The organism is Streptomyces stelliscabiei, from assembly GCF_014873495.1.
Lineage (GTDB): Bacteria > Actinomycetota > Actinomycetes > Streptomycetales > Streptomycetaceae > Streptomyces > Streptomyces bottropensis.
Window position 1 is genome coordinate 5,833,765 of the sequence record NZ_JADBGF010000001.1, and the last position, 23,805, is coordinate 5,857,569.

20 protein-coding genes, 1 tRNA gene and 1 pseudogene are annotated in these 23,805 nt (G+C 67.5%); 8 read left to right on the forward strand and 14 right to left on the reverse strand.

What is annotated here, in order from left to right; genetic code table 11:
- Nucleotides 1-50: 50 nt before the first annotated feature.
- The 3 genes from H4687_RS25800 to H4687_RS25810 form a co-directional block, all read right to left on the reverse strand.
- Nucleotides 51-1,499 (reverse strand): ankyrin repeat domain-containing protein, encoded by a 1,449-nt coding sequence (locus H4687_RS25800; protein WP_050399544.1) that lies wholly within the window; start codon nt 1,497-1,499, stop codon nt 51-53.
- 115 nt (nt 1,500-1,614) lie between these two features.
- Nucleotides 1,615-2,511, reverse strand: a complete 897-nt coding sequence (locus H4687_RS25805; RefSeq protein WP_159026119.1) for a phage holin family protein — start codon at nt 2,509-2,511, stop codon at nt 1,615-1,617.
- Between the two features lie 84 nt (nt 2,512-2,595).
- On the reverse strand, nt 2,596-3,291 hold the full coding sequence (locus H4687_RS25810; protein ID WP_159026120.1) for a hypothetical protein: 696 nt from the start codon (nt 3,289-3,291) through the stop codon (nt 2,596-2,598).
- Between the two features lie 217 nt (nt 3,292-3,508).
- On the opposite strand from H4687_RS25810, the gene H4687_RS25815 reads away from it, so the two are divergent.
- Together H4687_RS25815 and H4687_RS25820 are read left to right on the forward strand one after the other, a co-directional pair.
- A complete protein-coding gene (locus H4687_RS25815; RefSeq protein ID WP_046914415.1) occupies nt 3,509-4,840 on the forward strand; it encodes a cytochrome P450 in 1,332 nt (443 codons plus the stop codon).
- A 349-nt stretch (nt 4,841-5,189) separates the two neighbouring features.
- Nucleotides 5,190-5,648 (forward strand): hypothetical protein, encoded by a 459-nt coding sequence (locus tag H4687_RS25820; RefSeq protein WP_046914416.1) that lies wholly within the window; start codon nt 5,190-5,192, stop codon nt 5,646-5,648.
- Between the two features lie 177 nt (nt 5,649-5,825).
- Here the strand turns inward: H4687_RS25820 and H4687_RS25825 are convergent, their stop codons facing one another.
- Nucleotides 5,826-7,727, reverse strand: coding sequence for a type IV secretory system conjugative DNA transfer family protein (locus H4687_RS25825; protein WP_046914417.1), 1,902 nt, complete (start codon nt 7,725-7,727; stop codon nt 5,826-5,828).
- 718 nt (nt 7,728-8,445) lie between these two features.
- On the opposite strand from H4687_RS25825, the gene H4687_RS25830 reads away from it, so the two are divergent.
- The gene (locus tag H4687_RS25830) at nt 8,446-9,369 is read left to right on the forward strand and encodes an amino acid--tRNA ligase-related protein (RefSeq protein WP_233443768.1); all 924 of its coding nucleotides are present in this window, start codon (nt 8,446-8,448) and stop codon (nt 9,367-9,369) included.
- Nucleotides 9,370-9,372: 3 nt separating this feature from the next.
- Here the strand turns inward: H4687_RS25830 and H4687_RS25835 are convergent, their stop codons facing one another.
- The 6 genes from H4687_RS25835 to H4687_RS25860 are packed head-to-tail and all read right to left on the reverse strand — an operon-like array spanning nt 9,373 to nt 15,367.
- Entirely contained in the window at nt 9,373-10,002 is a 630-nt protein-coding gene (locus H4687_RS25835) for a dTMP kinase (RefSeq protein ID WP_046914418.1), read from the reverse strand.
- Nucleotides 10,003-10,011: 9 nt separating this feature from the next.
- The gene (locus H4687_RS25840; RefSeq protein ID WP_046914419.1) at nt 10,012-11,097 is read right to left on the reverse strand and encodes a phosphotransferase enzyme family protein; all 1,086 of its coding nucleotides are present in this window, start codon (nt 11,095-11,097) and stop codon (nt 10,012-10,014) included.
- On the reverse strand, nt 11,094-11,840 hold the full coding sequence (locus tag H4687_RS25845; RefSeq protein WP_050399549.1) for a P-loop NTPase: 747 nt from the start codon (nt 11,838-11,840) through the stop codon (nt 11,094-11,096). The genes H4687_RS25840 and H4687_RS25845 overlap by 4 nt, the downstream gene beginning before the upstream one ends.
- Nucleotides 11,837-13,069: a diaminopimelate decarboxylase family protein gene (locus H4687_RS25850; protein ID WP_078907609.1), complete on the reverse strand. Its 1,233-nt coding sequence runs from the start codon at nt 13,067-13,069 to the stop codon at nt 11,837-11,839. The genes H4687_RS25845 and H4687_RS25850 overlap by 4 nt, the downstream gene beginning before the upstream one ends.
- Entirely contained in the window at nt 13,050-14,495 is a 1,446-nt protein-coding gene (cysS, locus tag H4687_RS25855; protein ID WP_199813400.1) for a cysteine--tRNA ligase, read from the reverse strand. The genes H4687_RS25850 and cysS overlap by 20 nt, the downstream gene beginning before the upstream one ends.
- A 5-nt stretch (nt 14,496-14,500) precedes the next feature.
- Complete coding sequence (locus H4687_RS25860; protein ID WP_046914422.1) at nt 14,501-15,367, reverse strand: class I SAM-dependent methyltransferase; 867 nt, start codon at nt 15,365-15,367, stop codon at nt 14,501-14,503.
- 382 nt (nt 15,368-15,749) lie between these two features.
- Between H4687_RS25860 and H4687_RS25865 the strand changes: the two genes are divergently transcribed.
- Nucleotides 15,750-16,748, forward strand: a complete 999-nt coding sequence (locus tag H4687_RS25865; protein ID WP_143685414.1) for a GNAT family N-acetyltransferase — start codon at nt 15,750-15,752, stop codon at nt 16,746-16,748.
- Here H4687_RS25865 and H4687_RS25870 read toward each other — a convergent pair.
- Complete coding sequence (locus H4687_RS25870; protein ID WP_078907611.1) at nt 16,688-17,758, reverse strand: S66 peptidase family protein; 1,071 nt, start codon at nt 17,756-17,758, stop codon at nt 16,688-16,690. The genes H4687_RS25865 and H4687_RS25870 overlap by 61 nt on opposite strands.
- 83 nt (nt 17,759-17,841) lie before the next feature.
- Here H4687_RS25870 and H4687_RS25875 point away from each other — a divergent pair.
- The 4 genes from H4687_RS25875 to H4687_RS25890 all read left to right on the forward strand — a co-directional run bounded on the left by H4687_RS25875 (nt 17,842) and on the right by H4687_RS25890 (nt 21,853).
- A tRNA-Cys gene (locus H4687_RS25875) sits at nt 17,842-17,912 on the forward strand.
- A 145-nt stretch (nt 17,913-18,057) separates the two neighbouring features.
- On the forward strand, nt 18,058-19,140 hold the full coding sequence (locus H4687_RS25880) for a phosphoenolpyruvate carboxykinase (ATP) (protein WP_143685413.1): 1,083 nt from the start codon (nt 18,058-18,060) through the stop codon (nt 19,138-19,140).
- Entirely contained in the window at nt 19,124-19,966 is an 843-nt protein-coding gene (locus H4687_RS25885; RefSeq protein ID WP_159026122.1) for a hypothetical protein, read from the forward strand. Before H4687_RS25880 ends, H4687_RS25885 begins: the two co-directional genes overlap by 17 nt.
- 186 nt (nt 19,967-20,152) lie before the next feature.
- The gene (locus H4687_RS25890; RefSeq protein WP_107082320.1) at nt 20,153-21,853 is read left to right on the forward strand and encodes an AAA family ATPase; all 1,701 of its coding nucleotides are present in this window, start codon (nt 20,153-20,155) and stop codon (nt 21,851-21,853) included.
- 45 nt (nt 21,854-21,898) lie between these two features.
- On the opposite strand, the gene H4687_RS25895 is transcribed toward H4687_RS25890, so the two are convergent.
- From H4687_RS25895 to H4687_RS46625, 3 genes and pseudogenes are all read right to left on the reverse strand, one after another.
- Nucleotides 21,899-22,162, reverse strand: coding sequence for a hypothetical protein (locus tag H4687_RS25895; protein ID WP_046914426.1), 264 nt, complete (start codon nt 22,160-22,162; stop codon nt 21,899-21,901).
- Between the two features lie 50 nt (nt 22,163-22,212).
- The gene (locus H4687_RS25900) at nt 22,213-23,178 is read right to left on the reverse strand and encodes a hypothetical protein (protein ID WP_225968447.1); all 966 of its coding nucleotides are present in this window, start codon (nt 23,176-23,178) and stop codon (nt 22,213-22,215) included.
- Between the two features lie 204 nt (nt 23,179-23,382).
- A pseudogene (locus H4687_RS46625) lies at nt 23,383-23,754 on the reverse strand (WhiB family transcriptional regulator); the annotation flags it as partial.
- Nucleotides 23,755-23,805: the final 51 nt, after the last annotated feature.

The window sequence follows — 23,805 nt, forward strand, 5'->3', positions numbered from 1 at the left end:
GCCGGTGACCGCGCACGTCGGATGTCCGGAGGCACCCTCTTGCCGGCCGGTCAGTCAGCGGGACGGAAGACGGGCTTTCCTTCCCACAGCCGGGAGAGGAGCGTGCCCGGGTCCAGCTGGGCCTCGTCGTCCCCGTCGTCCTTGGTGAACACCTCGTCCACCAGGAGGGCACGCAGGTACTCCTGCACGCCTTCGCCGTACCCCTGCTGATAGTCGTCGATGTCGAAGTGGTGCTCCGCTTCCACGTCGGCCTGTACATCGTGGTCGTCCGCGATGACCAGACGTCCCCGGATGGTGCGTGCCTCAAGGGTGTGGTCGTTGTAGTGGCCGTAGACGATGTCCGCCTCGATGTCGCCGCTGACGTGCATGTCGCCATCGGTGTACACCGCCTGGGCCGTCAGGTCTCCGCCGATGACGATGCCCGAGGCGGGGCGCGAGTCCGCCAGGCAGCCCTCGACGGTCAGGGAGCCGGTGACCACGAAGGAGCGCATCACCTGAAGGTTTCCCTTGACGGCGAGGTCGCCGTGGTGGAAGAAGGGAGCGCGCACTTCCTGCTCGCCCACCAGGGTCCGGGCTGTGCCCGTGTCGCCGAGGACTCTCCGGCAGAGTTCCAGTAGCCACACGAAACCGTTGGGGCCGCAGTCGCGTTTCAGTGCGTCGATGAAGTGCTGGTAGCTGTCGTACGTCTCGTCCAGGTGCCGTTGCAGCTTGGCGTCGTCCTCGCCTTCGGCGCGCAGTTCCGCTGCGGCCCGGCGTACGGCGCGCATGTCGATGGGCAGCGGTCCGCCCTCGGTGCGGGGATAGCGGATGTGTGCGGGTGCCCCTGCCGCTTCCAGCAGGGGCACGATCTGCGACCGGGCGCGTCGTTGGTGGTCGTTGTACTGGTCCAGGTTCAGTGCGATACCCAGCGGTGTCTGTCCGAGTCGGTTGACGGCGGAAGTGTCGGCGCCGCGCTGGAGCAGGAGTTCCACCAGCTGGGGCCGGGCCGAGCTCACGGTGGCGTGCAGGGGGGTGTTGCCGAGGCTGTCGGTGGCCGTCGTCGGCGCGCCGTGGTCGAGCAGGAAGGCGTAGACCGGGGCGGCGGTGGTGCTGTGGTGCGCGAACGAACCGCCCATGACGTCCCCGCAGGGTCCGTCGAGGCGGGCGCCGTGCTCGACCAGGAGCTCCAGTACCGCCACCGACCGGTCGACGGCGGCTTGCGGTGCGGTGTCGTTGAGCAGGACGGCCCGGGCGGCGGGCGTGATCCCGCTCCGGTCGCGGGCGTGCACATCCGCACCCGACTCCAGCAGAGCACGCACCACCTCCAGCGACGGCAGCGGGTCCCTGTCCTGGTACGGGGCCTGGACCGCCCGGTGCAAAGGGGTGGCACCCTGCTCATCAGGCGCTGATACGTCGACACCCTCGGCCAGCAGGGCGCGGATCCTCGCGACCTGTTCCAGAGTCCGAGCGCCGTGCGCAGGGCTGACCACGTGAAAGAGGTCGTCGTCCGTTCCCGTCATGGCTCGTACCGTAGCCGCCGCTTACGACGATCAGAGCCGGTGATGACGCTGGGGGGCGAGGGTTGCGTATGCGGTTGCGTGGTTTCCCTGAACCACCGGCACTGGCCCGTCCACCTCAAGGCGTTGAGCTGGAGCGCACGTGCCGGGTCAGCTTTCTCCATCCTGTCGGCGGCTCCGGAACCATGGCCGGTTCCGGCTGGTCCGGCTGGTCGGGCTGGTCCGCGAACTCCGTCGCGTGCGCTGCCCGGATCTGCTCCCATGTCGTCGCGGGGCACCGGCCCTGGGGACTGACCGTCAGGAACTTCTCGTACGGCACCTCTCGGAGAGGAACGCCGATTTCCATCCAGTGGTCCTTGCCGGAGACCTCGTCCCACCCGTCGTTGGGTATCCGGATGTGGTCGCGTCGCGCGTCCTTGTTCTGGCTGGTGATCTGGAGGACGCCGGCATGGCGCTCGTGGCGGCTCACCACGACGCAGTAGTGCTGGGATTCCTCCCCGGTCCCTTCGCGGTAGGGGACCATGGCCAGCCATATCTCGCCCGGCTCCGGCATGATCGGCCGACTCGGCCGGCCGGGCATGTCCGCGGACTGGCGGCCCCGGGGTGGTAGCGCCGAGTACCTCCGGCCCCACCACCGCACGACGAGGAAGAACACCATGGCCGTGAGCCCCGCGGCCGGAATCTCCAGCATCGAGGTGACCATCCACTTCGCATACGGGTCCGCCGGTTCCTCCATCGTCGCGCGCAGCGCCCCTGGCTCCACCTGGGACCGGGTCAACGCCACCGCTGCCGCGCAGAGACCGAGGAGCACGGCAGTACGGGCAAGCAGCAGCCACCATCGGAAGGATTGGCCACGGCCGGCCACCCATGCCACAACGACCGCGGTCAGCAGGGAGATCCCCGCCAGAATCGGAAGCGCAGCCCCGCCGACGTGCTGCGGAGGCGACTGCGCGGCCATGAACCCGGGAACGACGACCGGAACCAGGAGGAGGTGTCCGATCACGTACCACTTCAACAGGAGCGCAACTGTCAGAAGGCACGACTGCTCACGACGGCGCCTCATGGACCCCCCAGACCACACATGATCTTCGAAAGACGCTCAACCTGCGACCTGCTCGATCTTGGAGATCTGAGCGGACAGCACCTCATCAGGCAGCTCGGCCGTGTAGTGGCCGAAGGCCATTACGGTGGCGCCGCTGCGTACGACCGTGGTCCAGATCGGGATCGAGCCCGCCGCGGACGTCCTGTACGCCACCGCCTCGTCGCCCGCGTCCGGTGCGACGGCCGCCGCGACACCGTGGTACCCGCCGTTCTCGTACCCCGCGCAACTCTTCGCCGCTGTTCTCAGTTGCGCGAGCACGTGTTCGGCGCCGTCCTGGTCAAGGGCGAAGAGTTTGATCTCCACCCCGATCTGGCCGGCGGATTCTCCGGATGCCGACGACCCCACGGCAACGCTGTACCGGAACGCCTTCGCCTGCGGCTCGAGCTTGCCCTCGGCGATGTTCAGCAGCGGCTGGCACTTGGCCGGGGATATCCGCTTCGCAGTGCCTTGGGGAGCCGGCATACCCGCCATCTCCTCGGACATCTGAAACGCGCTCAGATCCGCGTCGACCAGGACAGCGGACTGCAACTGGGCGTCACTCAGGGCCTTGGCCGATGTCCGGGGCTCAGCCGCCGCCTGGGGCTTTTCGCTCTGCGCCGACGCGGAAGTCGACGCGGCCGCCCGGGAGGGCGCTTCCCCCGTCGTGGCGCCAGAGCCCTCGGTCCCACCGCCGCACGCGCTCAGCACCGCCATCGAAAGCACCCACACAGCCGCCGCAGCGCACCGTACTCGCACCGTTCACCCCGCGTTCTCTCCACTCGGTCACCCCGGCGGTGTCCAGGGCCCGGTGGCAACGCTTCCGCACGCTCGGTCCGAGGGCTTCGGTGAAAGTACGCAATCGCCTACCTAACTCGTGACCAGGTGACTCCTCGGCCCCGGCCCGGATCCGCGGACCGCCTAGCCTGGGCCGATGAGCACCCCCACCTCGCTGTTGCGAGCCTTTCGGCCGCAAGTCCAAGAGCGCCTCTACGACTTCTACGAAGAGCTGCGGAGCGCCGACGACCTGTTCTGGGACCGCACCCTGCGCGCGTGGGTCGCGACCGGGCACGCAGTGGTCAGCAAAGCGGTGGATGCCCCGGGACTGTCCTCGGTGCGCTATCCCGACATCGAGGACGTCTCGGAGGAACTGCGGCCGCTGGCCCAGGTTCTGAGCAGGCAGATGCTCTACAACGACGCCCCCGACCACCCGCGGCTACGGGCCCTGATCAGCAAGGCCTTCACCCCTCGGGCAGTCCAGACATTGCGCGGCCGGATCGGCGAAGCCGTCGACAGGATCATCACCCGGGCGGCGCCGACCGGGCGGATGGACATCGTCGCGGACCTCGCCCGCCCCTTGCCTCTCACCATCATCTGCGACCTCCTGGACATACCCGACCAGGACCGCCCCGCCCTGGCCTCCTGGTCCGAGCCGGTCGCCGAGGCCATCGGCAACTCCCGGCTGGACGCCGACCGCAACCGCGAGGCCTCGCGGAGCATGACGGACATGCTCGCCTACTTCCGCGAACTCCTCACCCGCCCCGACACCCCGCCGGCCCCTCACACGCTGCGTGCCCTGGTGAGCGCACAGGCCGAGAACACCGACCAGGACCTCGACGAACTCCTCGCCAACTGCGCCCTCCTCCTCATCGCCGGCCACGAGACCACCACCCACTTCATCGGCAACGCCACCCTCGCCCTGCTCCGTCACCCGCACGCGGCCGACCAACTGCGCGGCCGGCCCGATCTGATGCCCGCCGCCGTCGAGGAGCTCCTGCGCTACGACGCCCCGGTACAGCTGATGCTGCGCCGGGCCCGACACGACCTGGACCTGGCGGGCCGCAGCATCGCCGAAGGACAGACCGTGCTCCTGGTGGGCGGCGCCGCGAACCGGGATCCGGCCGTGTTTCCCGATCCCCATGTGCTGGACTTCGAACGGCCCGGCGGACGGCACATGGCCTTCGGGCACGGTCCGCACTTCTGCCTCGGCGCGGCCCTGGCCCGGCTGGAGGGCGCGATCGTCCTGGAGGCACTCCTGACCCGGCTCCCCGGCCTGCGGCTCGACGGCACCGCGCCGCAGTGGCAGCGCAGCCTCAACTTCCGCGGGCTCACCCGCCTGGACGTCGCCTTCACCTCGACGTCGGACGATCACGACAGCGGCAACCAGGCCGTGCCGGCCAGCAGTTCCCCGTACGGCGTCGACTCCGTGACACCTGCCGGCGCGTGCCCCGCCCGCCCCGGGCCCGGCCACGTCGCGGGCGCCTGACCACGGCCCCGCGCCGCGACAAGGCGGGGCGCCGGGCCGTGGTCAGGCGCCCCGCCTTGTCGCGGCGCGGGGCCGGCGATCAATGAACGCCCGCTGCGAGCCGGGCCGGGACGACGGGCGCCCCCGAACCCGAACCTGCCGGGACACCCGGTGGCAGCACGGCACACGCCCGGCCCACAGGCGCTGCCCTACAACAAGCCGCTGTGGTAGAGGGGTTGGCCCTCCTTCAAGCGAGGAAGGACCGGCAGGCGCACCAGCCCAACGACCGGTTGGAGGACCTCCGAGGAGACCGCCTCACGAGTCGAGCGGAGCCGTCGGAGGTCGCCGGGCGGGGAACAGGGCGGCTGACATGAGCGAGAGGGCGTGGATCATCGCCGGCTGGCTGCTGGCGTACGCCGGGTTCAACGGGGCGCTGTTCGTGTCCTTCCGCAAGCGGACGCGGTCCGAGCGACGGTTCCTCAAGGAGGGCGAGGGCACGGATGTGGACCCGATCCAGGCGGCCTGGTGGCTCGGCGCTTCCTGGGAGGGCGCGCCGGCACAGCAGGAGTGGTACGCCGTCGAGGTGGCCGTACGCCTGCTGATCGCGGCCGGAGACGCCGAGGTCGACAAGGACGGCCGGGTCACCCTGACACCCGGGCGGTCCCGATCGCTCGGTACGAACCCGGTTCTCACGGCGCTCGTGGCAGCCTTGCGCCGGCACGGGAGCGCCACGGTGGTCGAGCGAGTTCATCGGCATCGGACACGGCAACGCCGGAAGCGGGTCGATCCGTTCCGTGGACAGGCTCGTCGCCGGCCGAAGCAAGGGTGAAGGGGCACCGGTGATCGCGGCTGGGAATCGGTCCGTCCGGTTGGGGGGCGTCGGAAGAGGGCCCGAGCCACGTCTCCCGTCGGCGGACTCTTCACTCGGTGGGCAGGGACGGGAAGGCCGGCGTTCGCCAGGGCGTACGGTGTCGCCTTCCTGACCCTGCAACCTCACTTGCGTGGCTCACCCAAAAGCGCGGTCGTACTTCTCGCACATTTCCGGGCCGATGCGTGCGCGCATCTCCGGGTCCTTGAACCACGGCGTCGCTGTCACCTTGATGGGCGGAAGATTGCCGGACAAGACGATGGCGACATCCTTCGGCAAGGTACGCAAGTACTCGATCGGCGCCAGTCGCATGTCCTCGATGCCGTCGGTAACCGTTATCCGTCGATCATTGTTCTGCTGCGAGTCTTGATACGAGTACCCGATTTTGAGTTGTGAGACGGACTGATCGCCGATCAGTCGGGAAAGCCGGTCGAGTGTACTGTCGTCCGAGGATCCGGGCAGATATAGCCGCGTGGTGTGATTCCCGAGAACAGTGGGGGCCCGCGTGCCGTAGAGCGTGCCTATCTGTGATTCGTCCTGCCAGATCGACATGATGACGATGCCGAATCCACGATAGGTTGCAGCCATCTTGTCGAGAGTCGGCAACGGTGCGACGTTGGCGGCTTCTTCGAGCAAGAGCAGCGGAGGATTCAGCAGCGGGCCGGCACCCTGTCGCTGCTGTCGCTTCCGGGCCGCCCGGAGATAAGAGTTCGCCACCGTCTGAAATACCGGGCGGAGCAATTCTTGTTCTTCCTCGTCACTGACGGCATAGATGGTGCCGCCCGTGTCCAGTACGTGCTCGATGTCCAGAACCTGGCGCCCGAAAGGGCTGTACGGCTTCCCGTTCTCATCGAACCTGATGTCCGTTGTCGGCGCCATTTGCGCGGACACGAACGGCTTGAGGATGAGGTCTGCATTGGCGAAGATGAACCCCAGGTCCTTGAAATGGCGCCCCTGAGTCGCCTTCATTCCGCGACGGGCCAACGCCAGATCTTTTTTGGCCGCCGAGTCCGTTATGGTGGTTTCATATTCGTCGAAAAGTGCCTCGATCCGTTCGAAATCCTTGTAGCCGCTCCAGTCCGCGACATCCAGCATCGACTTATTGGTCTTCCGGGCGATCCACAACATCGGCGCCAGGGCTATCTGGGTCAGGTTGATGAAGTAACGCACCGCCCCGTCCGCGCTGGCGCCCTCCATCACCGCCTCGGAAAGCCATTGAGCGACCTTGTCGGCGTCGCTGAAGTCATGAATCGCCATGAGTGGTGACCAGGCGCACAGATACTTACGCTGATGTTCCGGCCATTCCCCCGTGGGGTCGAAGATATAGACCGGTCGGTCGAGCCCCTCGCCTCGATAATTCAGTGTCAGGTCCGCGACATCGTTCTTCGTGGATGTGACGAAGATGGAATCGGGCCAGGTCAATATGGTCGGTACGACATACTTCACCGTCTTCGACGAACCCGTTGGCGCGATGACCGCTATCGAGGTGTAACGCGAAGTCGCCACCTTGACCGACGGTTTGTCAGCCAGCTCGCCCAGGTAGACCCGCCCGGTGAGGGTGTTCCTGTCCGGGACCACCAGGGATTCGAGATCTGCGGGCCGTGCCCATATGGATGATTTGTCCCGTTGTTCCTTGCGGGCCTTGACGGGCCGTGTGCGACGGTACTGGGCCAGTGAACGGGAGATCCGGGTAACCGCCATCGTCACCACGGTCCCTGCCGCGACGACCAGGATGAAGAAGCCCGACCAGAAGCACCAGTCGGGCCCCAGTATGGACCGGTCGTCGGCCGGCCACGCGAGCGTGCGTTCGTCCCAGTGCACGGCCAGCCGGATGGGCAGCGAAAACGAAGCGGAGAACGGCTGGTCCGGCCAGGAGCCATGGGTGGCCAGTGCGACCAGGCCTCCCGATACCCAAGCCAGTGCGCCAAGGCCCCAGGTAAGGCCCAGCAGGCAGGTCACGAGCACGCCGATCACTTCATCCGTCGACCACACGTGAGGGGACCTGTCAGTAACGGACTTGCTCATCATGCTCTTGGACACGCCATCGGCACCTCTCTGTTCAGGTGAGCTGTCCCGCTCGCCACCGAGGACAATTCACCGCGATTCTAGTGGCGAAGTGCCTGCCAAATCGCGTGTGTCTGGGCCGACTTGGTCATCAGTTCCATGGGGGGACAGCACGCTTTGAGCATGTTGAGCCAGGGACGGTGCGGCGTACCCCTCCCGAGCCGCCTGCCCGGGGAGGGGCTGGGCTCTTCGTCCGCCGCCCAGGTTACGACGCACGCCATACCTGGTTGGCCAGGCTGCGTATGCCCTCCGCGCGGGGTTCCGGATGTCAGGACGTGCCGACGCTTCGGCGTCGGTGCGGTGGGGGGCAAAGGGATTATGACGGTACGTCAGCGCTACTGCTGGCGAACCGGGGACATCGCGCCGATCTTGAAAATTACCCTAGCTCTGATAGATGCTCAACTCAGCGGCGGGGGTGGCGATACCGCCAACATTCCGCCCAACAGGCGTGTGTAATCTGACCCTTTCTCAAGGGGATCGACACATCCCCTCATCGCCGACAGACCGGTGAGGTCTGTAGAGGAATCGACCACCACAAGGAGGACATCGCGTGAGCCAGGGAAGCGACCTGCTCGACGCTTCGCCAGACGACGGCGCAGCACGGTCACGGGAGGAGCGGACGCGACCACCCGGTCTGTGGGCCGATCCGGAAGCCCACCTCAGTGCCGCCGCGGAGCATCCGTGGTACCGGATCGTGACTGCTGTCAACGCCTCTGTCTTGGAGAGCACCAGCGCGTTCTACCAGTCACGAAACGTTTCACCCGTGCTGATGCCGGTCACGGTCAGCTCGGTGTCCAGCCCGATGGGGCTCGGCAGCGACAGCCTGCCGGTGCAGATCGACCTGCTGGGCGAACGCACCTACCTGGCCGACTCGATGCAGTTCCAGCTGGAGTTCATGCTGCGTCACGGTCTGGAGGGCGCGTACTACGTCATGCCGACCTTCCGCGGGGAGGACGCAGACCCGACGCATCTCAACCAGTTCTTCCACTCCGAGGCGGAGATCCGCGGCGGACAGGAAGAAGTCATGAGCCTGGTCGAAGCGTATGTGAGGGCCCTGACCGAGGGACTGTTGCAGGGGACGGTCGGCACTCAGGTCGAGAGGTGCGCGGGCACCACAGACCACCTGGAGGAACTCCTCAAGCGATCGGAATTCCCGCGCATCACCTACGACGAGGCGCACGACCTCCTCGGATCGAACGCCTTCACGCTGAAGGTGCCCGACGCCCCGGCCATCACACGGCGCGGTGAGCAGGTACTCATCGAGCACTTCGGCGGCGCTGTGTGGCTGGCCTCGCCGCCGTCCCTCACGGTGCCGTTCTACCAGCGAGTCGACGAGCGGGGCCGAGCGCACAGCGCCGACCTTCTCCTCGGCATCGGTGAGGTGGCCGGTTGCGGTGCGCGGCACATCAACGGCGAGGAGACTCGTCAGGCGCTCGCCGACCACCTGATACCGGAGTCCGACTACACCTGGTACGTCCGGATGAAGGACGACTATCCGCTGGAGACCGCAGGGTTCGGCCTTGGCCTGGAGCGGTTCCTGCTCTGGGTCCTGCAACACGACGACATCCGGGACCTCCATGTGATGCCCCGCATCGCCGGAAACCGCTCCTGGGTCTGATCGTCAGTCGGCTGTTGGTCGGCTGGTGAGCCAGTCGCGGAGGATCTGGGCGGTGATCTCATCGGGGTCACGCGTCGCGTCCAGGACCACGACGTCCGGCCGGTTCTTCGCCATCACCAGCATGTGTTCCTGGACTCTGCGGAGGAGGTCCACGGACTCATCGGTCCGCTGTCGTTTTCCGGCCCGTTCTTTGAGTCGCCGCACCGCCGTATCCGCTGGAAGGTCCAGCAGATACGTGCGGTGCGGCCGCGGGTAGAGCGACTGGGCCCGGCCGACCCAGTCGGAGAGGCCGTCGTACGCGACAGCGGAGGCTTGGTAGGACAGCGGCCCACGGTCCCACACAACGGTGATGCCCTCATCGAACAGGGGTGGGAACCTCGTCTTGGTGAAGTACGCGATGTCGCAGGCGAAGACCCACTCACGCAGCTCGACGGGTATCGCCGGATGGTAGGCGTGCGGGTCCCCGGTCAGCTGCTCGGCCAAGGTATTGACCGTGCGAGCGCCGAACGCCTCCACCACCGCAGTTTCCGCGCGGACCCCGGCCGCCGACAACGCCGCCGCGACCCGGCCGACCTGCGTGGACTTGCCCGACCCGTCGATTCCGTCGATGGAGAGCAACAGCGGGTGTGACATGTCGAGCTCCTACCAGACCGAGGCGACGGCCTCGGCGGCCATCTCCGGAAGTGCCTCCGCGTTGCGGCGGAGGGCGGGCAGATCGCTGTGTGTGTAGTACGCCGACAGGAGACCGATCGCCGCCAACTCCAGGGCCACCGCGGTCATCACCGCGGGAAGCAGGGGCCTGGCCGCCGTTGCCGAGGCCTCGTCGGCTTCGCGGTATCCGGCCAGGACGGCAGCGACCGCGCTGCGGTCGAAACCGGTGGGGACCGCTCCGTAGGCCGAACTGAGGCCGCGGTAGTTGACCCAGCCGAAGCGCACCAGGGACTCACCAAGGTCGTGGGCCCGGTCGTCGAGGCAGGCGTTGTCGAAGTCCACGACCCCGACGACCGTCTCGGCACTGTCCCGCGTCTCTCCGAAGATCAGGTTGAAAGGATTGAAGTCGCCGTGGACCGGCAGTACCTCGGCTCCGTATCCGGCGGCGTACGCCTCGGTACGGCATCGCTCGATGACGGCCAGCGCGAGTCCGGCGAAGTCGTGGATCTCCTCGCGTACCGGCTCGGGGTGCTCCGCGCTGTCCTGGAGCAGGCTCACCAGACTCTCCGCGCCGACGAACGCGTCACGCATCCCCGGCCAGCCCTTCATCCTTGTCTGCCCCGCGTGCGTGTGCAGCCCGGCCAGTGCTCGGCCGGCTGCCCTCGCCTCGCCGTCACCGCCGGTCCAGCTCCGGCCCTCGACATACGGCTGGAGGATGAAGATGGAGCCGGTTCGGCGGTCATGGAAGAAACTGTGGCCCGAGCACGTGGTCAGCGGCCGGGCCACCGGGGCGCCCAGTGCGTGCAGTTGGGACAGGAGTTCCGTCTGGAATGCCGCGAACTCCACCGATGAGCAGTACCACGGCAGTTCCTTCAGGAAGAGGACGCCCTGCTCCGACTCGATGAAGACCTTGCGGGCCGTCTCCGTACGCCGTCGCAGGTCGATGATCGACTTGTTGAGGGAGAAGAACGGCAGTACCAGCAGGTCCTTCAACCCGAACGCTGCCTGCACCCTGGCGAGTTGGTCGTCCGATATCACACCGATCGATGTGTCGAGCGGCTTCGCGTCCGTGCTCATCCTTGCCGTTCCTCTTCGTCAATGCGCCGGGCGATGTCCTGAATGCCGCGGCGGAACTCGGCGGCGGCAGGCTCCTCCGTGAGTACCAGCGGGACGGACGCTCCGAGGTCCGGTGACTCCGGCGCGAACGGTACGCGCGCGAGCAGGTCGATATCGTCCAGTGTGCCGTCGCCGGCGGGCGCGAACAGCCGTGAGGACCTACCACAGAACTCACAGCAGAAGTGGCTCATGTTCTCCACGTAGCCGAGGACCGGCAGGCTCAGCTGGTGGAGCAGCCGACGGCCGCGCGCGAGGTCCTGGGTGGACAGCACATGGGGCGTGGTGACCAGGGCGACCCGCATGGGCAGGCGGGTGAAGACCTGGCGGTGCAGGTCGTCGAAGCCGGGCGGCATGTCGACGATGACGTGGTCGTACGCCTGCCACACGTCGTGGAAGAGGATCTGCGTCAGAGCGCCCTCAAGGTACTTGCCGCTGAGCAGTCCCGCCTCCTGCGGGCGGACGAAAAACCCCAGCCCGGCGATGTCCACCCCGCCGTACCTGCCGGGACGAACACGGAAGTCCACCATGGCCGGTGGCCGGCCGACGAGCCCTGCCACCAGATTCTGGACATTGGGGCCGGACAGGTCCAGGTCCACCAGGCCGACGGAGGCGCCCCGGTCGCTCAGCGCGTACGCGGTGTTGACGGCGATCGTCGACTTGCCGACGCCGCCCTTGGTGCCGTATACGGCCGTGAACCGGGTCACCCTTCGGGCCAGTGGTGGTGGGCCCGCACGGCTTCGTCCCCGCCGGCGGGTGACGTGGCGACGACCGTCTCGTCCCTGACGAAGGACACATCAGGCAGCGGATAGACGAAGTGCTCCTTCATCACGCCCGCGTACGCGCCCGCATTGAGTACGCCGACCAGGGCGCCCGGCCGGAGTGGGCCACAGCGGTTCTCACAGATCGTGCTGCCGAGCCGGTCGACGAACCGCACCGGCGCCCGGGTCTCGCCCTCGGCGAGCGGCTCCAGCCGCTCCACCCGGAACCGATGGCCCGGCGCCGGGATCAGGTAGTTCGTCGTCGCGTCCAGGATCGCGACCGTGACGCTGCCGCTCGCCCGTACGTCCACCACTCGGCTGAGCAGGGACTCGGCGTCGGCGACCAGGAACCGGCCGAGTTCGAGGATGGTGGCGCAGTCGAGATCAGCGTCGATCCGGTCGGCGAGCGCGCGAAACATCGCCGTTGCGCTCTCGTCGTCCACCTCCAGCCGGCCGGCCAGCCCGCCGCCCACGTCGACGTAGTCCAGAGCCACGGCAGGATGCCCGGACAATGGAGCCAGCGCGGGTATCAGCCGGTCCAGGGCGTCGAGGTGAGCGCCGCCGTCGAGCTGGTTGGCCAAGTGATGGAAGCTGACGCCGCCGAGAGTCAGGCCGGACCCCCGGAGCAGGTCCGCGGCCGTCGGCAGGTCGGCGACGGGAAGCCCGAGGACGCCGTACTTGCCGAGAGTGTCGCTCTCGCCCGGCACGGAACCATTGACGCGGAAACCGATCCGGCCGGCCGGCGCGTCCGCGCGCCGGGCTCGGAGAAGGCCGTGCAGTTCAGCGAGCGACTCCAGGTTGACTGTGACGCCGGCGTCGACCGCGGCGGCGAGCCCCGCACCCTCACGGCCCACACCGTTGTAGACGATGTCGGACGGTGCGAACCTCGCGGAGCGGGCCAGGGACATTTCCATCTCGGAGAAGGCGCTGATGCCCGCCCCCGCCGCACGCACGGCGTCGAGGACCGGCCGGTGGTAGGAGGCCTTCACGGCGTAGGTGACCCGTATGCGGGGGTGCGCCTTCCGGGCCAGGCCCACCCCGTCGGCGATACGGTCCAGCTCCACCACGGCCGAAGGCGTGGCCGTCGACGGCCACGCCGCTCGGCGCAGTTGCCGTAGGGCCCGGTCGGCCGGCCCGCCCGAGCCGGTCGGCAGATCAGTCGTGAAGGGGAACAAGCTCGTATCCCTCGGGACCGTCCTGCACGTTGTAGCCGGCCGCCAGGATCTGGTCGCGCAGCTTGTCGGACTCCTCCCACTGCTTCGCCGAACGGAGCTCCCACCGTTCCTGCGCGAGCCGGACCACCGCGTTGGGGATGTCGGTGGGCTCCTTCGAGGCGGACTTCAGATCCAGCCCCAGTACCTCGTCGAAGGCCAGGACCAGGCTCAGCTTGGTGGCGTCGTCGACATCGGGATCCCTGGCGAGCTGCCACAACTCGGCGACGGCGCGCGGCATGTTGAGATCCTCCGCCAGAGCCTCGACAAATCGCGTGAGGTACGGGCTGTCGGGGAGGTCCGGCAGCTCCCCGTCGCCGACGGACTTCTTCCAAGCGACGACCCGGTGGCGCAGGCGTCGCAGGGCGTTCGCGGCCTGTTCCAGCGCGGTCTGCGAGAACGACAGCGGGCTCCGATAGTGGCTCAGCAGGACGAGGTACCGGTATTCGAGCGGATCGAAGCCTTCCTCGACGAGCGTGTCGAGGGTGATCTTGTTGCCCTCGGACTTGCCCATCCTGCGCTCGCCCTCAAGGGTGAGGAAGGCGCCGTGCATCCACCAACGCGAGAACGGGACACCCGTCGCCGTCTCACTCTGCGCGATCTCGTTGGTGTGGTGGACGGGAATGTGGTCGATGCCGCCGAGGTGCAGGTCCAGCGACTCGCCCAGGTACTCCATCGCCATCGCCGAGCACTCGATGTGCCAGCCGGGGAAGCCGACACCCCAGGGCGACGGCCACTCCATGTCGCGCTTCGGAGCCTCCGGCGGGGAGAACTTCCACAGGGCGAAGTCCGTGGCGTGACGCTTCTCTCCCATCGCCACCCGTTCGCCCGCGCGCAGGTGTTCACGGGTGTCGTTCGGGGTGAGCTTGCCGTAGTCGGGCACGAAGGAGGTGTCGAAGTACATACCGTCATTGGTCCGGTAGACGACACCCTTGTCCTCCAGCCGCTGGATCAGCGCGATCTGCTGGGGAATGTGCTCGGTGGCCCGCAGGACCAGATCCATCGGCAGGATGTTCAGCCGGCCGGCGTCCGCGAAGAAGATCTGCGTGTACTTCTCCGCGACCTCCCACGCGGTGGCCCGCTCGGCGGCCGCCGCCTTCGCCATCTTGTCGTCGCCGCTGTCCGCGTCGCTGGTCAGGTGGCCCACGTCCGTGATGTTCATGGCCGCCTGAACCGAGTAGCCCGCGAAACGCAGGACCCGGCGGGCGATGTCGGCGAACAGGTAGGTCCGCATGTTGCCGATGTGCGGGGCGCTGTAGACGGTGGGCCCGCACACGTACATCCGGACCGTTTCGCCGTCGGCAGGAGTGAAGTGCGTGCTGGTGCGCGACAGCGTGCTGTAGAGCGAAAGGCCCTGCCTCAGCTGCTCGACGGCCGATGGATTGGTCACGAACATCATTCCTTGGGCAGGAGCGGTACGGAATGGCTGGTGAAGAGTTCGACCTCGTCCCGCTCCACCCGCTTCTGCAGAAGCATGACGGAGAAGCCGGCGTAACTGAGGTTCTCGTTGAAAAGGCGCATGAAGTAACCCATCCGGTCCCGAATCTGTTCCTGCACACCGGGATCGAGGGACGCGAGATGTTCCTTGTCCATCAGGCCGTCGCAGTACCGCTCGACGTCCTGATCGTCGATGAGGTCGTAGGCGAAATCGGACTCGTAGTAGAGCTCGAGACCGGGCGCCTTTTCGTAGAATGCGCGCCAGTCGCTCTTGCTCATCACGTCAACAGGCGTTCCGATGGCGTCGGACACCTGGTCGACGATCTTCTGCGGCGGCCGGCGTCGGTAGTAGATCGGTACGGCGATCACGGTGCCGCCGACCTTGACCACGCGGGTCACCTCGTCGAGCATCCGGGCTTTGTCGGCCACGAACGAGACCACGTTGCTGACCCAGACCGCGTCGAAGGAAGCATCCTCGACCGCGAGTTCCCGGGCGTCCTGGACCTGGAACTGCACCCGGTCGGACAGCCCGTGCAACCGGGCGTACGACTCCGCCTCGGCGACCGAATTCGGGTTGACGTCTATGCCCATCACCGACGCTCCGGTGAGCAGTGACATATTGACCGAAGTAAATCCGGTGTTGCTCCCGATCTCGAGAACCCGGCTGTCCGATCCGATCCGGGCCTGGACCGCGACTTCTTGCACCGTCCGCACGCCACCCGAGGGCCGGTTCCGCTCACGGATCAGGCCGACGAAGCTCGAGTAGTCCATCTCGGACACTGGCCCGACGACCGGTACAGAGGTATCGGCAGCGGCCTCGACCACGACGGTGAACTCCTTACGCGTAGGGAAAACTACACTGGCCGGGCGTAAGGCATCCAGGACCCCCGTCCGGCCGACCGACTCTACGTCAGTTACACCCGTCCATGCTAACCACATGCGATCTGGCCCGACATGCCGGTGCGAGTTTGACGACCCGTCAGGCTCGCTCCCGGCCCCGGGCCGCCACGGAGTTTCTCGGAGGAGCGACCGCGGGGGGACTGAAGCCGGACCGGAGCGGGAAGCCTTGGCGAGGCCACGGCTCGACTTGCGCCGGGTGCGGTGATCGCCGCCTTGGTACCGTAGCCGGGGCCCGGCCTCCACATCGGCTGAGCTGCAGCCGCGGCCAGACGATCACATCTGGGCAAGGAAAGGGAATGTGCGGGGCATGAGCAATGTCGACATAGTCTGGGGGCGCGGCGATGAGGTCCTCGGTAATCCTTCGTGGGACGAATTCGTCGGCACGACTGGTTCCATTTTCCAAGACAGTCGATTTCTCCTGACGTGGTGGCGCGACACCGCCACGAAAAATCCATCCTCACAGTTTCACGCCGCTACTTTCGTGGACGGCGGGGAAATCATCGGTGTCTGTGCCTTCGAATTGAACGACGGCACTCTGTCTTTTGCCGGTGGACGGGATGTCGTCGACTACATGGGCCCGGCCGTGGCTGACGGCTGGGAGGATGCCGTGGCCGACGCCGTGGTCCGGCTGGCTTTTGACGAGCCGCGGTGGGAACGCGCGCACCTTGCCGGGCTCCCGGCCGGCGAGCCCCTGACCCAGGCGCTGATCGACGCCTTCCGCCGGCGAGCGCCGCAGGCGGAGGTCGGGGTCCAGGACCAGGCGCCCCGCATCCTGTCGGCGCCGGAGGGCTACCTCGGACTGCTGAATTCCAAGAGACGAGGAGAGGTCCTTCGCAAGCGGAAGCGCCTGGAGGAGGAGATCGGGCCGGTGGAGATGGTCACCTCCACCCCGGACACCTGGTCCGGCGCGCTGGAGCAGTTGCTGGCCTGGAAGGCGTCGGCGACGCCGGCGATGAGCGACTTCGTGACGGAGTACGGCGACTTCGTCCGCAACCTGGTCAAGGAACTGGCTCCGAAAGACGCCGCGCACGTGGTGGAACTCCGTACACAGGACGACCGCGCCGTCGCCTCCGCGATAGTGCTGACACACCGGCGCACGAAGTACCTCTACAACATGTCGTACGACGTCTCGACGGTCAGTGCCTCGAGCAACGGGCTCGCTCCGGGAGTCGTCCTCGTCTCCCACCTGGCTGAGCACACCCTTGCGCAGGGGCTCGTCTTCGACTTCCTCAAGGGCGCGCAGGACTACAAGGTTCGCCTCGGCGGTGTCCCCGAGGACATCGTCACGCTGTCCTGCACTCGCTGAGTCTTCCGCGCCGACACCGCGGTCTCGTCGAGGCGCAGCATCGCCCGGGCGGTGTCCAACGTGGCCATGACGCCGATCGGCACTGTCGTGATCGGCACGGTGTGGCCGAGGTCGACGTCGGTGAGTGCGGGAAGGCCATGGTCGTCGGCCAGCTCCCGCAGGCACCGGTCCAGTTCGTCCGGCCGGTCGGCGCTCGGCGTACGGCCGAACACCAGGCCCGCGGCGTCGCGGAAGAACCCGGCCGCGGCGAGCGTGGACAGTTCCCGCCGGATCACCTCCACTTCGGACTCGTTCGTCTCGAGAAAGACCAGGCAGTCCGTTGTCCGCGGGCAGAACGGTGTACCGAGCAGGTCCACTACCGTGCTCAGGTGGCCGCCGACCAGCCGTCCGCGCCCGGCACCGGGCGTCAGGGCACGCCACGGCCCCGCGGGTACCCGAGACCGTGGACGATGGTCCTCCACCTCCCAGCGCGGTGAATGCGCGGATGTCGCGGTGGGTGGGCGCAGCACCCGGGACCCACCGGGACGCCAGGAAGCCAGCAGGCCATCCGCCGTGTACGGGTCGATGCCGTCGGCATCACCCATCGACGGGACGAGGCTGGGGCCGTGGAACGTCACGATGCCCGCACGGGCGTACACCCCGAGCAGCAGGGATGTGATGTCACTGAACCCGCACAGCGGTTTACGGGCGGCCCGCAACAGGTCGAAGTCGAGGTGGGGGAGCAGCTCGGCGGAGCGCAGGCCGCCGGTCGTACAGAGGATCGCCGAGATCTCCTCGTGCCGACAGCACCATGCGATGTCCTCCGCAAGAGCTGCGGGAGTCGGCCGCTCCTTGTCGTCCCACCACGCATGCGGGGCGGGGACCGGCCGAAAACCAAGACCGGTCAGCACCTGCAGAGCTCGCGCTGAACGGCGCGGATAGCGGTTCACGGAACTCGATGGTGTGACCAGGCCGATGGCCGAGCCCGGCAGCGGCGCGTACGGCTTCACCACTGGTGCGCAGGGATCCATCGGTGCACTCTAGCCCCGCCGTTGCCGATGATGATCGGTTAGTATCGTTTTACAGCGCCCGGTGTGACCGGGCGTCATGTTGTGGTGAAGTGGCCGAGAGGCGAGGCAACGGCCTGCAAAGCCGTGTACACGGGTTCGAATCCCGTCTTCACCTCTACCCCTTTGGGCTAGACACGGTGCCTGTTCGACTCCCTGAAGGTTGGCAGATTGATTCACGGCATAGCGGCATGCAAGGCAAGCCAGTTGGCTGCGACACAGTTGACGGCCACTCTGGGACAGCGCGTCATCGGGAGCCTCGCATGAGTCGGACGTTGTCGATCCGCTTCGCGGCCCAGGAGATCAGCGCGACGGTCCACCCCGATGCCGAGCAGGCCGTCGCACCGGTGCTCGGCTTCGTGCAGCCGCACTTCTCGGTCGATCCCGTCGACCCCGCCCAGGCGCGGGGCCTGCCCCTCCGGATCTCCTCGCTGGCCGACTGGACACGCCCGTCCGGCGAGCCGCGGCGGACGATGGTCCGCAAGGGCCGGTCGGACGCCACCCATGTCTGGGGTGACCTCTGGCAGGTCGGCGACCGGACAGTGATCGAAATCGTGTCGAGCCGAACGGTCTTCGACCTGGCCACAGACGGGTCCGGGCTGCACGTCTACGTCAGCGACACCTCGCGCTATCACCTCTCCGACTTCCTGCGGGAGGCCATGTGGGAGCTGGGCGCGGTCGGCGGTGGCACGTTCATCCATGCGGCATCGGTCAGCAACGGGCAGGCGGCGATCGCCCTGGTCGGTGACAAGGGGGCAGGCAAGACCACGACCGCCCTCGACCTCGTTCGAGGCGGAGCCGACTTCTATTCCGGCGACATCCTCTACGCGACCACCGACGCCCGTCAGGTGTACAGCTTCCCCGACTACCCGGGGGTGTGCTGGGGCACCATCCGCGCCAACCCGGAACTGCTGAAGGTCACCGAGGAGTTGGGCCTGGAGCAGTCGCCGGACGACGGCGCCAAGGTTCTCCTGCCGTATGACATCTACTGGACCGCGCTCGGCGTCCGGAAATCCGCGCCACCCCTCCCGCTGGGCGCGATCCTCATCGCCAACGTCTCCGCTCCCGGCCCCGCCCGGATAGAGCCGGCCGAGCCGCGATGGGACCTGTTGGAGACGCTGGAGCGGCGGGGCAGCGACCCCGGCGAGGGCTGGGAACCGTTCCTCGACGAGGCGGGTCGCCGCTACGCACGCTCCGGCAGCGAGCCGCGCACCAGCCCACTGCGTCCGGACGTGGCGTGGTACACCAGGCTGGGCCGGGGTCGCCCGTCGCCGGAGGAGATCACCGGGCTCCTCGACAAGACCAGGTCGGCCGCTGTGCCGGAGGACCATGATGGCCGGTCTTGAGCCGTATCACGACGCACTGCTGAGCGCGATCACGGACGACGGTACGGGCAACTGGCTGAATATCCTCGCTGCGAACGGCTTCCGGATCCAACCGCACGCCAAAGGCGTGGAGTTCGAGATCAAGTACGCGCCGCAGCGGTCCGGAGCCCATGGTGAGCTGGGGGAATACGCACGGAACCTGCTCTCGCCGGACGGTCTGCCGGACGGTGTGATCTCTCCGGCGTGGCTTGTGTTCCGGGCTACCACTGCCGAGTACTGGCTGCTGGACGGCGTCGAGTTCAAAGTCCAGCGCATGACCGACGACGCGGATGATCTGCGGCGCAGAGCGCAGCAGATCTCCCGGGAGCCGGCGACTGGCACGGCGCTCGTCCAGGATTACCGCAGCAAGGGCGTCCTGCGGAAGGCGCACCAGATCTTCCGGGAGCCCGACTCCGGCACGCCCCTTGTCCAGTCGACCGAGGATTTCCTCACGGACCCGGATCAGATCACGGCCGCCCTCGCGGCCTTCGACAGCAGTGTCGGAGTCGTGCACATGACCCGGGCGAAAGGTCACTACGTCCATCTCGCCGACGGGATCGTGTTCAACGTCGTCGAGTCCCGCTGCAAGATCGGTGGCGCCGAGCAGATCCAGCTGGAGTTGGAGTACGGCGCGCACATCCATCACGAGTCGGGGGAACCGGCCGCGGAGTGCGGGCCGGCCGAACTCCGAGCCAGCCTGTGGAACCTGCACCATCTCCTGAAGCCACGGCTCGACGGGGCAGGCCTGGCCACCACCGTCGAGCGCAAGCGCGACTTCGTCCAAGCCACCCGCGACAAGCACACCTGATGTCCATCAGGCTCTCGCCCCCGCGTGACCCCGGTACCGGGCCGCTGACCTTCGAGCCTCGCGGGCAGAGCCGGACGGCGGGGTGATCCCGGAGTTCTCGTTGCTGACTCCGCTGATGATCCGTCAAGGTGGAATACTCGCTCTCCGAGGGCTTTGACCGGTGCTGCACGAGGGAGGGAAGCGAAGGTGGGGGCGTCGTGGTATGCCGCCAGGAAGGCTGAGCGGGCCTGGGCCGAGGGGGTCGGGTTCTTGCGGCAGGGGCGGGCGGCGTTGGCCGTGCAGCGGTTCGAACTGGCCGTGCGGCACGACCCGTCCGCCGCCGACGTCTGGCTGGGCCTGCATGCCGCCGGGCATCGCCAGGCCGAGGCAATGGAGGCGATGTCTCAGCACCGGGGCTCCTTCGGTGCTCTGCGCACCAAGCACGACATGCCGTTGAAGTCCCGGTTCGACCTCGGATTCTATGTGACGTTCCGTCTGGAGACCGCGCGTGACCTCTGGCTCGCCACCATGACGGGGCTGCTGCACGAACGGCGGCTGGGCGAGGCGTGGCAGTCCTTGGCGGAAGCACAACTGGACTGTGACGAGACGCGGTTCGTGTGCACGCGCTACGCCTTCCTGAAGCAGGACTGGCCCCTGGTCCTGCACTTCTCGCGGAACATCACCGACGCGTTCCTGCGCGACGAGGCGCAACTGTACGTGGCCAGAGCCCTCGTGGAACAGCATGTCTTCCATGAGGCGCTCAGCACCCTCGCTCCGCTGCCGCAGGCGTTGGAGAAGGAGAGCCGTTTCGAGGGAGAGGTCGCCTATGTGCGGGGCCTCGCGCATGAGGGGCTGGGCAGGGAGGAGGAGGCGCTGCGGCATTTCCAGTACGCCTTCCGCTGTTTTCCCACCCTCGCCGATGTCGCGACCCGAGCCCAGGCCGTCACCGTGCCGGCCGCCGATGTCCCGGCCCAGGAGGAACCGCCCGAGGCGGTGTCCACGAAGGGCACTTCGGCCGACCCCGACGCGGAAACTCGGGAGTTGTGGCTCAGCGAGGCGATGGAGCTGCTGGACGGCATGGTGGGCCTGGAGCCGGTCAAGCGTCAACTGCGCACGCTTGTCGCTCAGTTGCGCATGACCGCCGTCCGCAGGGAGCAGGGTCTGCCGTCCAGCTCGGGGCCGCAGCACTTCGTGTTCGCCGGGCCGCCGGGGACGGGCAAGACCACGGTGGCCCGGGTGCTCGGCAAGGTGTTCGCCGGCCTCGGACTGCTCGAACGCGGACATGTGGTGGAGACGCAGCGGGTCGACCTCGTCGGCCGGCATCTCGGCGAGACGGCCATCAAGACGAGCAAGGTGATCGATTCCGCGCTGGGTGGCCTGCTGTTCATCGACGAGGCCTACGCGCTGTCGAACAGTGGCTATTCCGGCGGCGACGCCTTCGGTGACGAAGCGCTGCAGGTCCTGCTCAAACGCGCCGAGGACGACCGGGACCGGCTGGTCGTCGTCCTGGCCGGCTACCCGGACGAGATCAACGCGCTGCTGGCCACCAATCCCGGACTGGCCTCGAGGTTCACGACCCGCGTGACCTTTCCCTCGTACTCCGTCGAAGAACTCGTGCGGATCGCCCACAGCTTCTTCGACTCCCAGGGAGACGTTTTGGCCGAGGACGCCACCACGGCACTCCGCGGCCACTGCGAGCGGGCCGTGGAGGACGGTCTCGTCGACCGGCTGGGCAACGGCCGGTTCGCCCGTGAACTGTGCCGGAAGGCCGCGGCACTTCGCGATCTGCGTCTGTACGACCGCTACGGAGGCTCCGACACGCCCACCCGGGAGGAGATCGTCACCGTGCGACTCGCGGACGTCTCGGCCGCGTTCAGGGAGCTTCACGACAGCGCGATCGCTCCCTGAACCCCGAACCCTGAACGGCGTGTCGCCCGGCCCGGACGAACCAGGTCAGGCGAGCTGTTCCGTCGATCCGTCCGGGTGGACGAGAAGATGGATCGTGCTGCCGAAGCGGTCGTCCGTGATGGCTGCCAGAGCGGGTCCCCCCATCTGCTGGGCGCGCTGCTGGAGGATCGAGAGGACGACGTCCTGGATGTCGCCGTAGGGCGGGGCGGTCACCGGAACGCCGTCGACCAGACCGGCGTTGGGCGAGAAGACCCGTATCTGGGCGCCCTGCACATCGGGCGTGCCTGAGGGGTGGGGCGCTTCAGTCATCGTTTCTTCCTTTCGGCCGGTCCTCCCGGCCGGGACCGCTCCGGCACGGGTCAGCTGCTCGTGGTCTCGTTCCCGTCGATCCGGTCGTGGAGACGTGTGTACGTGCCCCGCGAGACACGTTCCAGCTGACCGGACTTGACCAGGGTGGACAGTATGTTGCTGATGGTCTTGGAGGTGGCACCGTACCTGCTGGGCGGCATCAGGTGCAGCACGTCCCCGGCCGAGAACGCGCCTGGGAAGGTCGCCACGGTCCGCACCACGGCGGCACGGACGCTGGACGTGGCCGACGGAAGATCGCGCGGCCCGGCATCCGCGGAACCGTCCCCGCGCGAGACGGGCGACTGGGCGCCGTTGCCGGCCGGCGTGCAACTCGTTTCGATGCGGAGCAGGAAGGCCCGAAGCTCGTGCAGCGCCGTACGGACCGTCTCCAACCGGGGATCTTGGTGCCCGTCGGTCGTGGCCGTCAGCATGGTGGCGACCTTCTCTATGTTGGAGAGCGGAACGAGTAGATCCCGCAGCAGCGGTCGCAGGAAGTCGCGTCGCAGCGCTGCCACGGGGTCGGTCATCGCGAGCTTGACGCCCACGGAGCCGGTGAGAAGGGACGGGGTGCTTGCCTCGTCGGTCTCGCCCGAGCCGGCCGAGGGACCGTTGTCCGTCGGCAGCATGGACACCAGGGCCGCCCGCAGATCGCGGATGCTGCTCAGGGTCTCAGGCGCGACATCGCCGCCCGGCACTCTGGTCAGCATGGCGGCGACCTGCTCGACGCTGAGCACGGCGGGCAGTGCGGACCGCACCAGGGGGCCCAGTACGGCCTGTCGTACGGCCTCGGCCGGGTCCTCCAGCGAGAAGACGATCCGTTCTCCGGAGTCGACCCCTGCCATCGGATCTTCGTCCCTGCCTTCCCACGATGCTTCCGTCCCGGACGGGGCGTCCGATCGCGCCGGTGCCGGCGCGGCTGCCTCGGCCTGTGCCTCCTTCAACAGGTCCTGCTGCCGCTCCCGTTGCTCGTGAAGCATGTCGAAAGCGTCCAGAATCTGTTCCAAGTCGGGAGTAGCCTGATCGCCAGGAGGCCGATACGGAACCGAACCGCCGGCACGTGATCGCAGGCGAGCGAGTCGCCAGGGCGTGGACGTGCAGCCGGAACGGGTCGTGTCACGCTGGGGAAGATCCCCGTTCTCATCGCCGATGCGGAGTCGACGGCGGATCCAGCGACGGTCCTCGGCGGTGGTCGCGGCCGTGTAGCCGTACGGCTCGGCGTGCGCGATCGCGTCCTGGAGGCACTCGGCCCACAGTGGACAGGACGCGCACAAGTCGCGTGCGGTGTGCAGAAGTACCAGGTGGTGACGGCGCTGGCTTGCTGATTCCTCGGGCGTGGGCCGGGCGTTCTCCAGCAGTGGGTGCTGGAACACGTCAGGGCGCCGCTGGCAGGGCACAGCGGCATCGGGGACGCGAGACCGTACGGGCTTGCGCGAGGACGGTATGGGTGGTGCAAACAGCGCCGTATGGCTTGCCATACGCATGTGTGTAATCCCCCGTGATGATCTATGATCACAAGGAACTCTAGAGCAATCTGTCAACCGTGCGCAACGCATATGCAAATGATCCGGTTCGTTCAGGCATAGGCGAATCGAGACATTCACGGC

Coding starts and splice junctions, on each gene's coding strand:
- H4687_RS25800 (WP_050399544.1), bottom strand. CDS start 1,499: ATGACGGGAACGGACGACGACCTCTTTCACGTGGTCAGCCCTGCGCAC.
- H4687_RS25810 (WP_159026120.1), bottom strand. CDS start 3,291: ATGGCGGTGCTGAGCGCGTGCGGCGGTGGGACCGAGGGCTCTGGCGCC.
- H4687_RS25815 (WP_046914415.1), top strand. CDS start 3,509: ATGAGCACCCCCACCTCGCTGTTGCGAGCCTTTCGGCCGCAAGTCCAA.
- H4687_RS25820 (WP_046914416.1), top strand. CDS start 5,190: ATGAGCGAGAGGGCGTGGATCATCGCCGGCTGGCTGCTGGCGTACGCC.
- H4687_RS25835 (WP_046914418.1), bottom strand. CDS start 10,002: ATGTCACACCCGCTGTTGCTCTCCATCGACGGAATCGACGGGTCGGGC.
- H4687_RS25840 (WP_046914419.1), bottom strand. CDS start 11,097: ATGAGCACGGACGCGAAGCCGCTCGACACATCGATCGGTGTGATATCG.
- H4687_RS25865 (WP_143685414.1), top strand. CDS start 15,750: ATGAGCAATGTCGACATAGTCTGGGGGCGCGGCGATGAGGTCCTCGGT.
- H4687_RS25870 (WP_078907611.1), bottom strand. CDS start 17,758: ATGGATCCCTGCGCACCAGTGGTGAAGCCGTACGCGCCGCTGCCGGGC.
- H4687_RS25880 (WP_143685413.1), top strand. CDS start 18,058: ATGAGTCGGACGTTGTCGATCCGCTTCGCGGCCCAGGAGATCAGCGCG.
- H4687_RS25885 (WP_159026122.1), top strand. CDS start 19,124: ATGATGGCCGGTCTTGAGCCGTATCACGACGCACTGCTGAGCGCGATC.
- H4687_RS25895 (WP_046914426.1), bottom strand. CDS start 22,162: ATGACTGAAGCGCCCCACCCCTCAGGCACGCCCGATGTGCAGGGCGCC.
- H4687_RS25900 (WP_225968447.1), bottom strand. CDS start 23,178: ATGCTTCACGAGCAACGGGAGCGGCAGCAGGACCTGTTGAAGGAGGCA.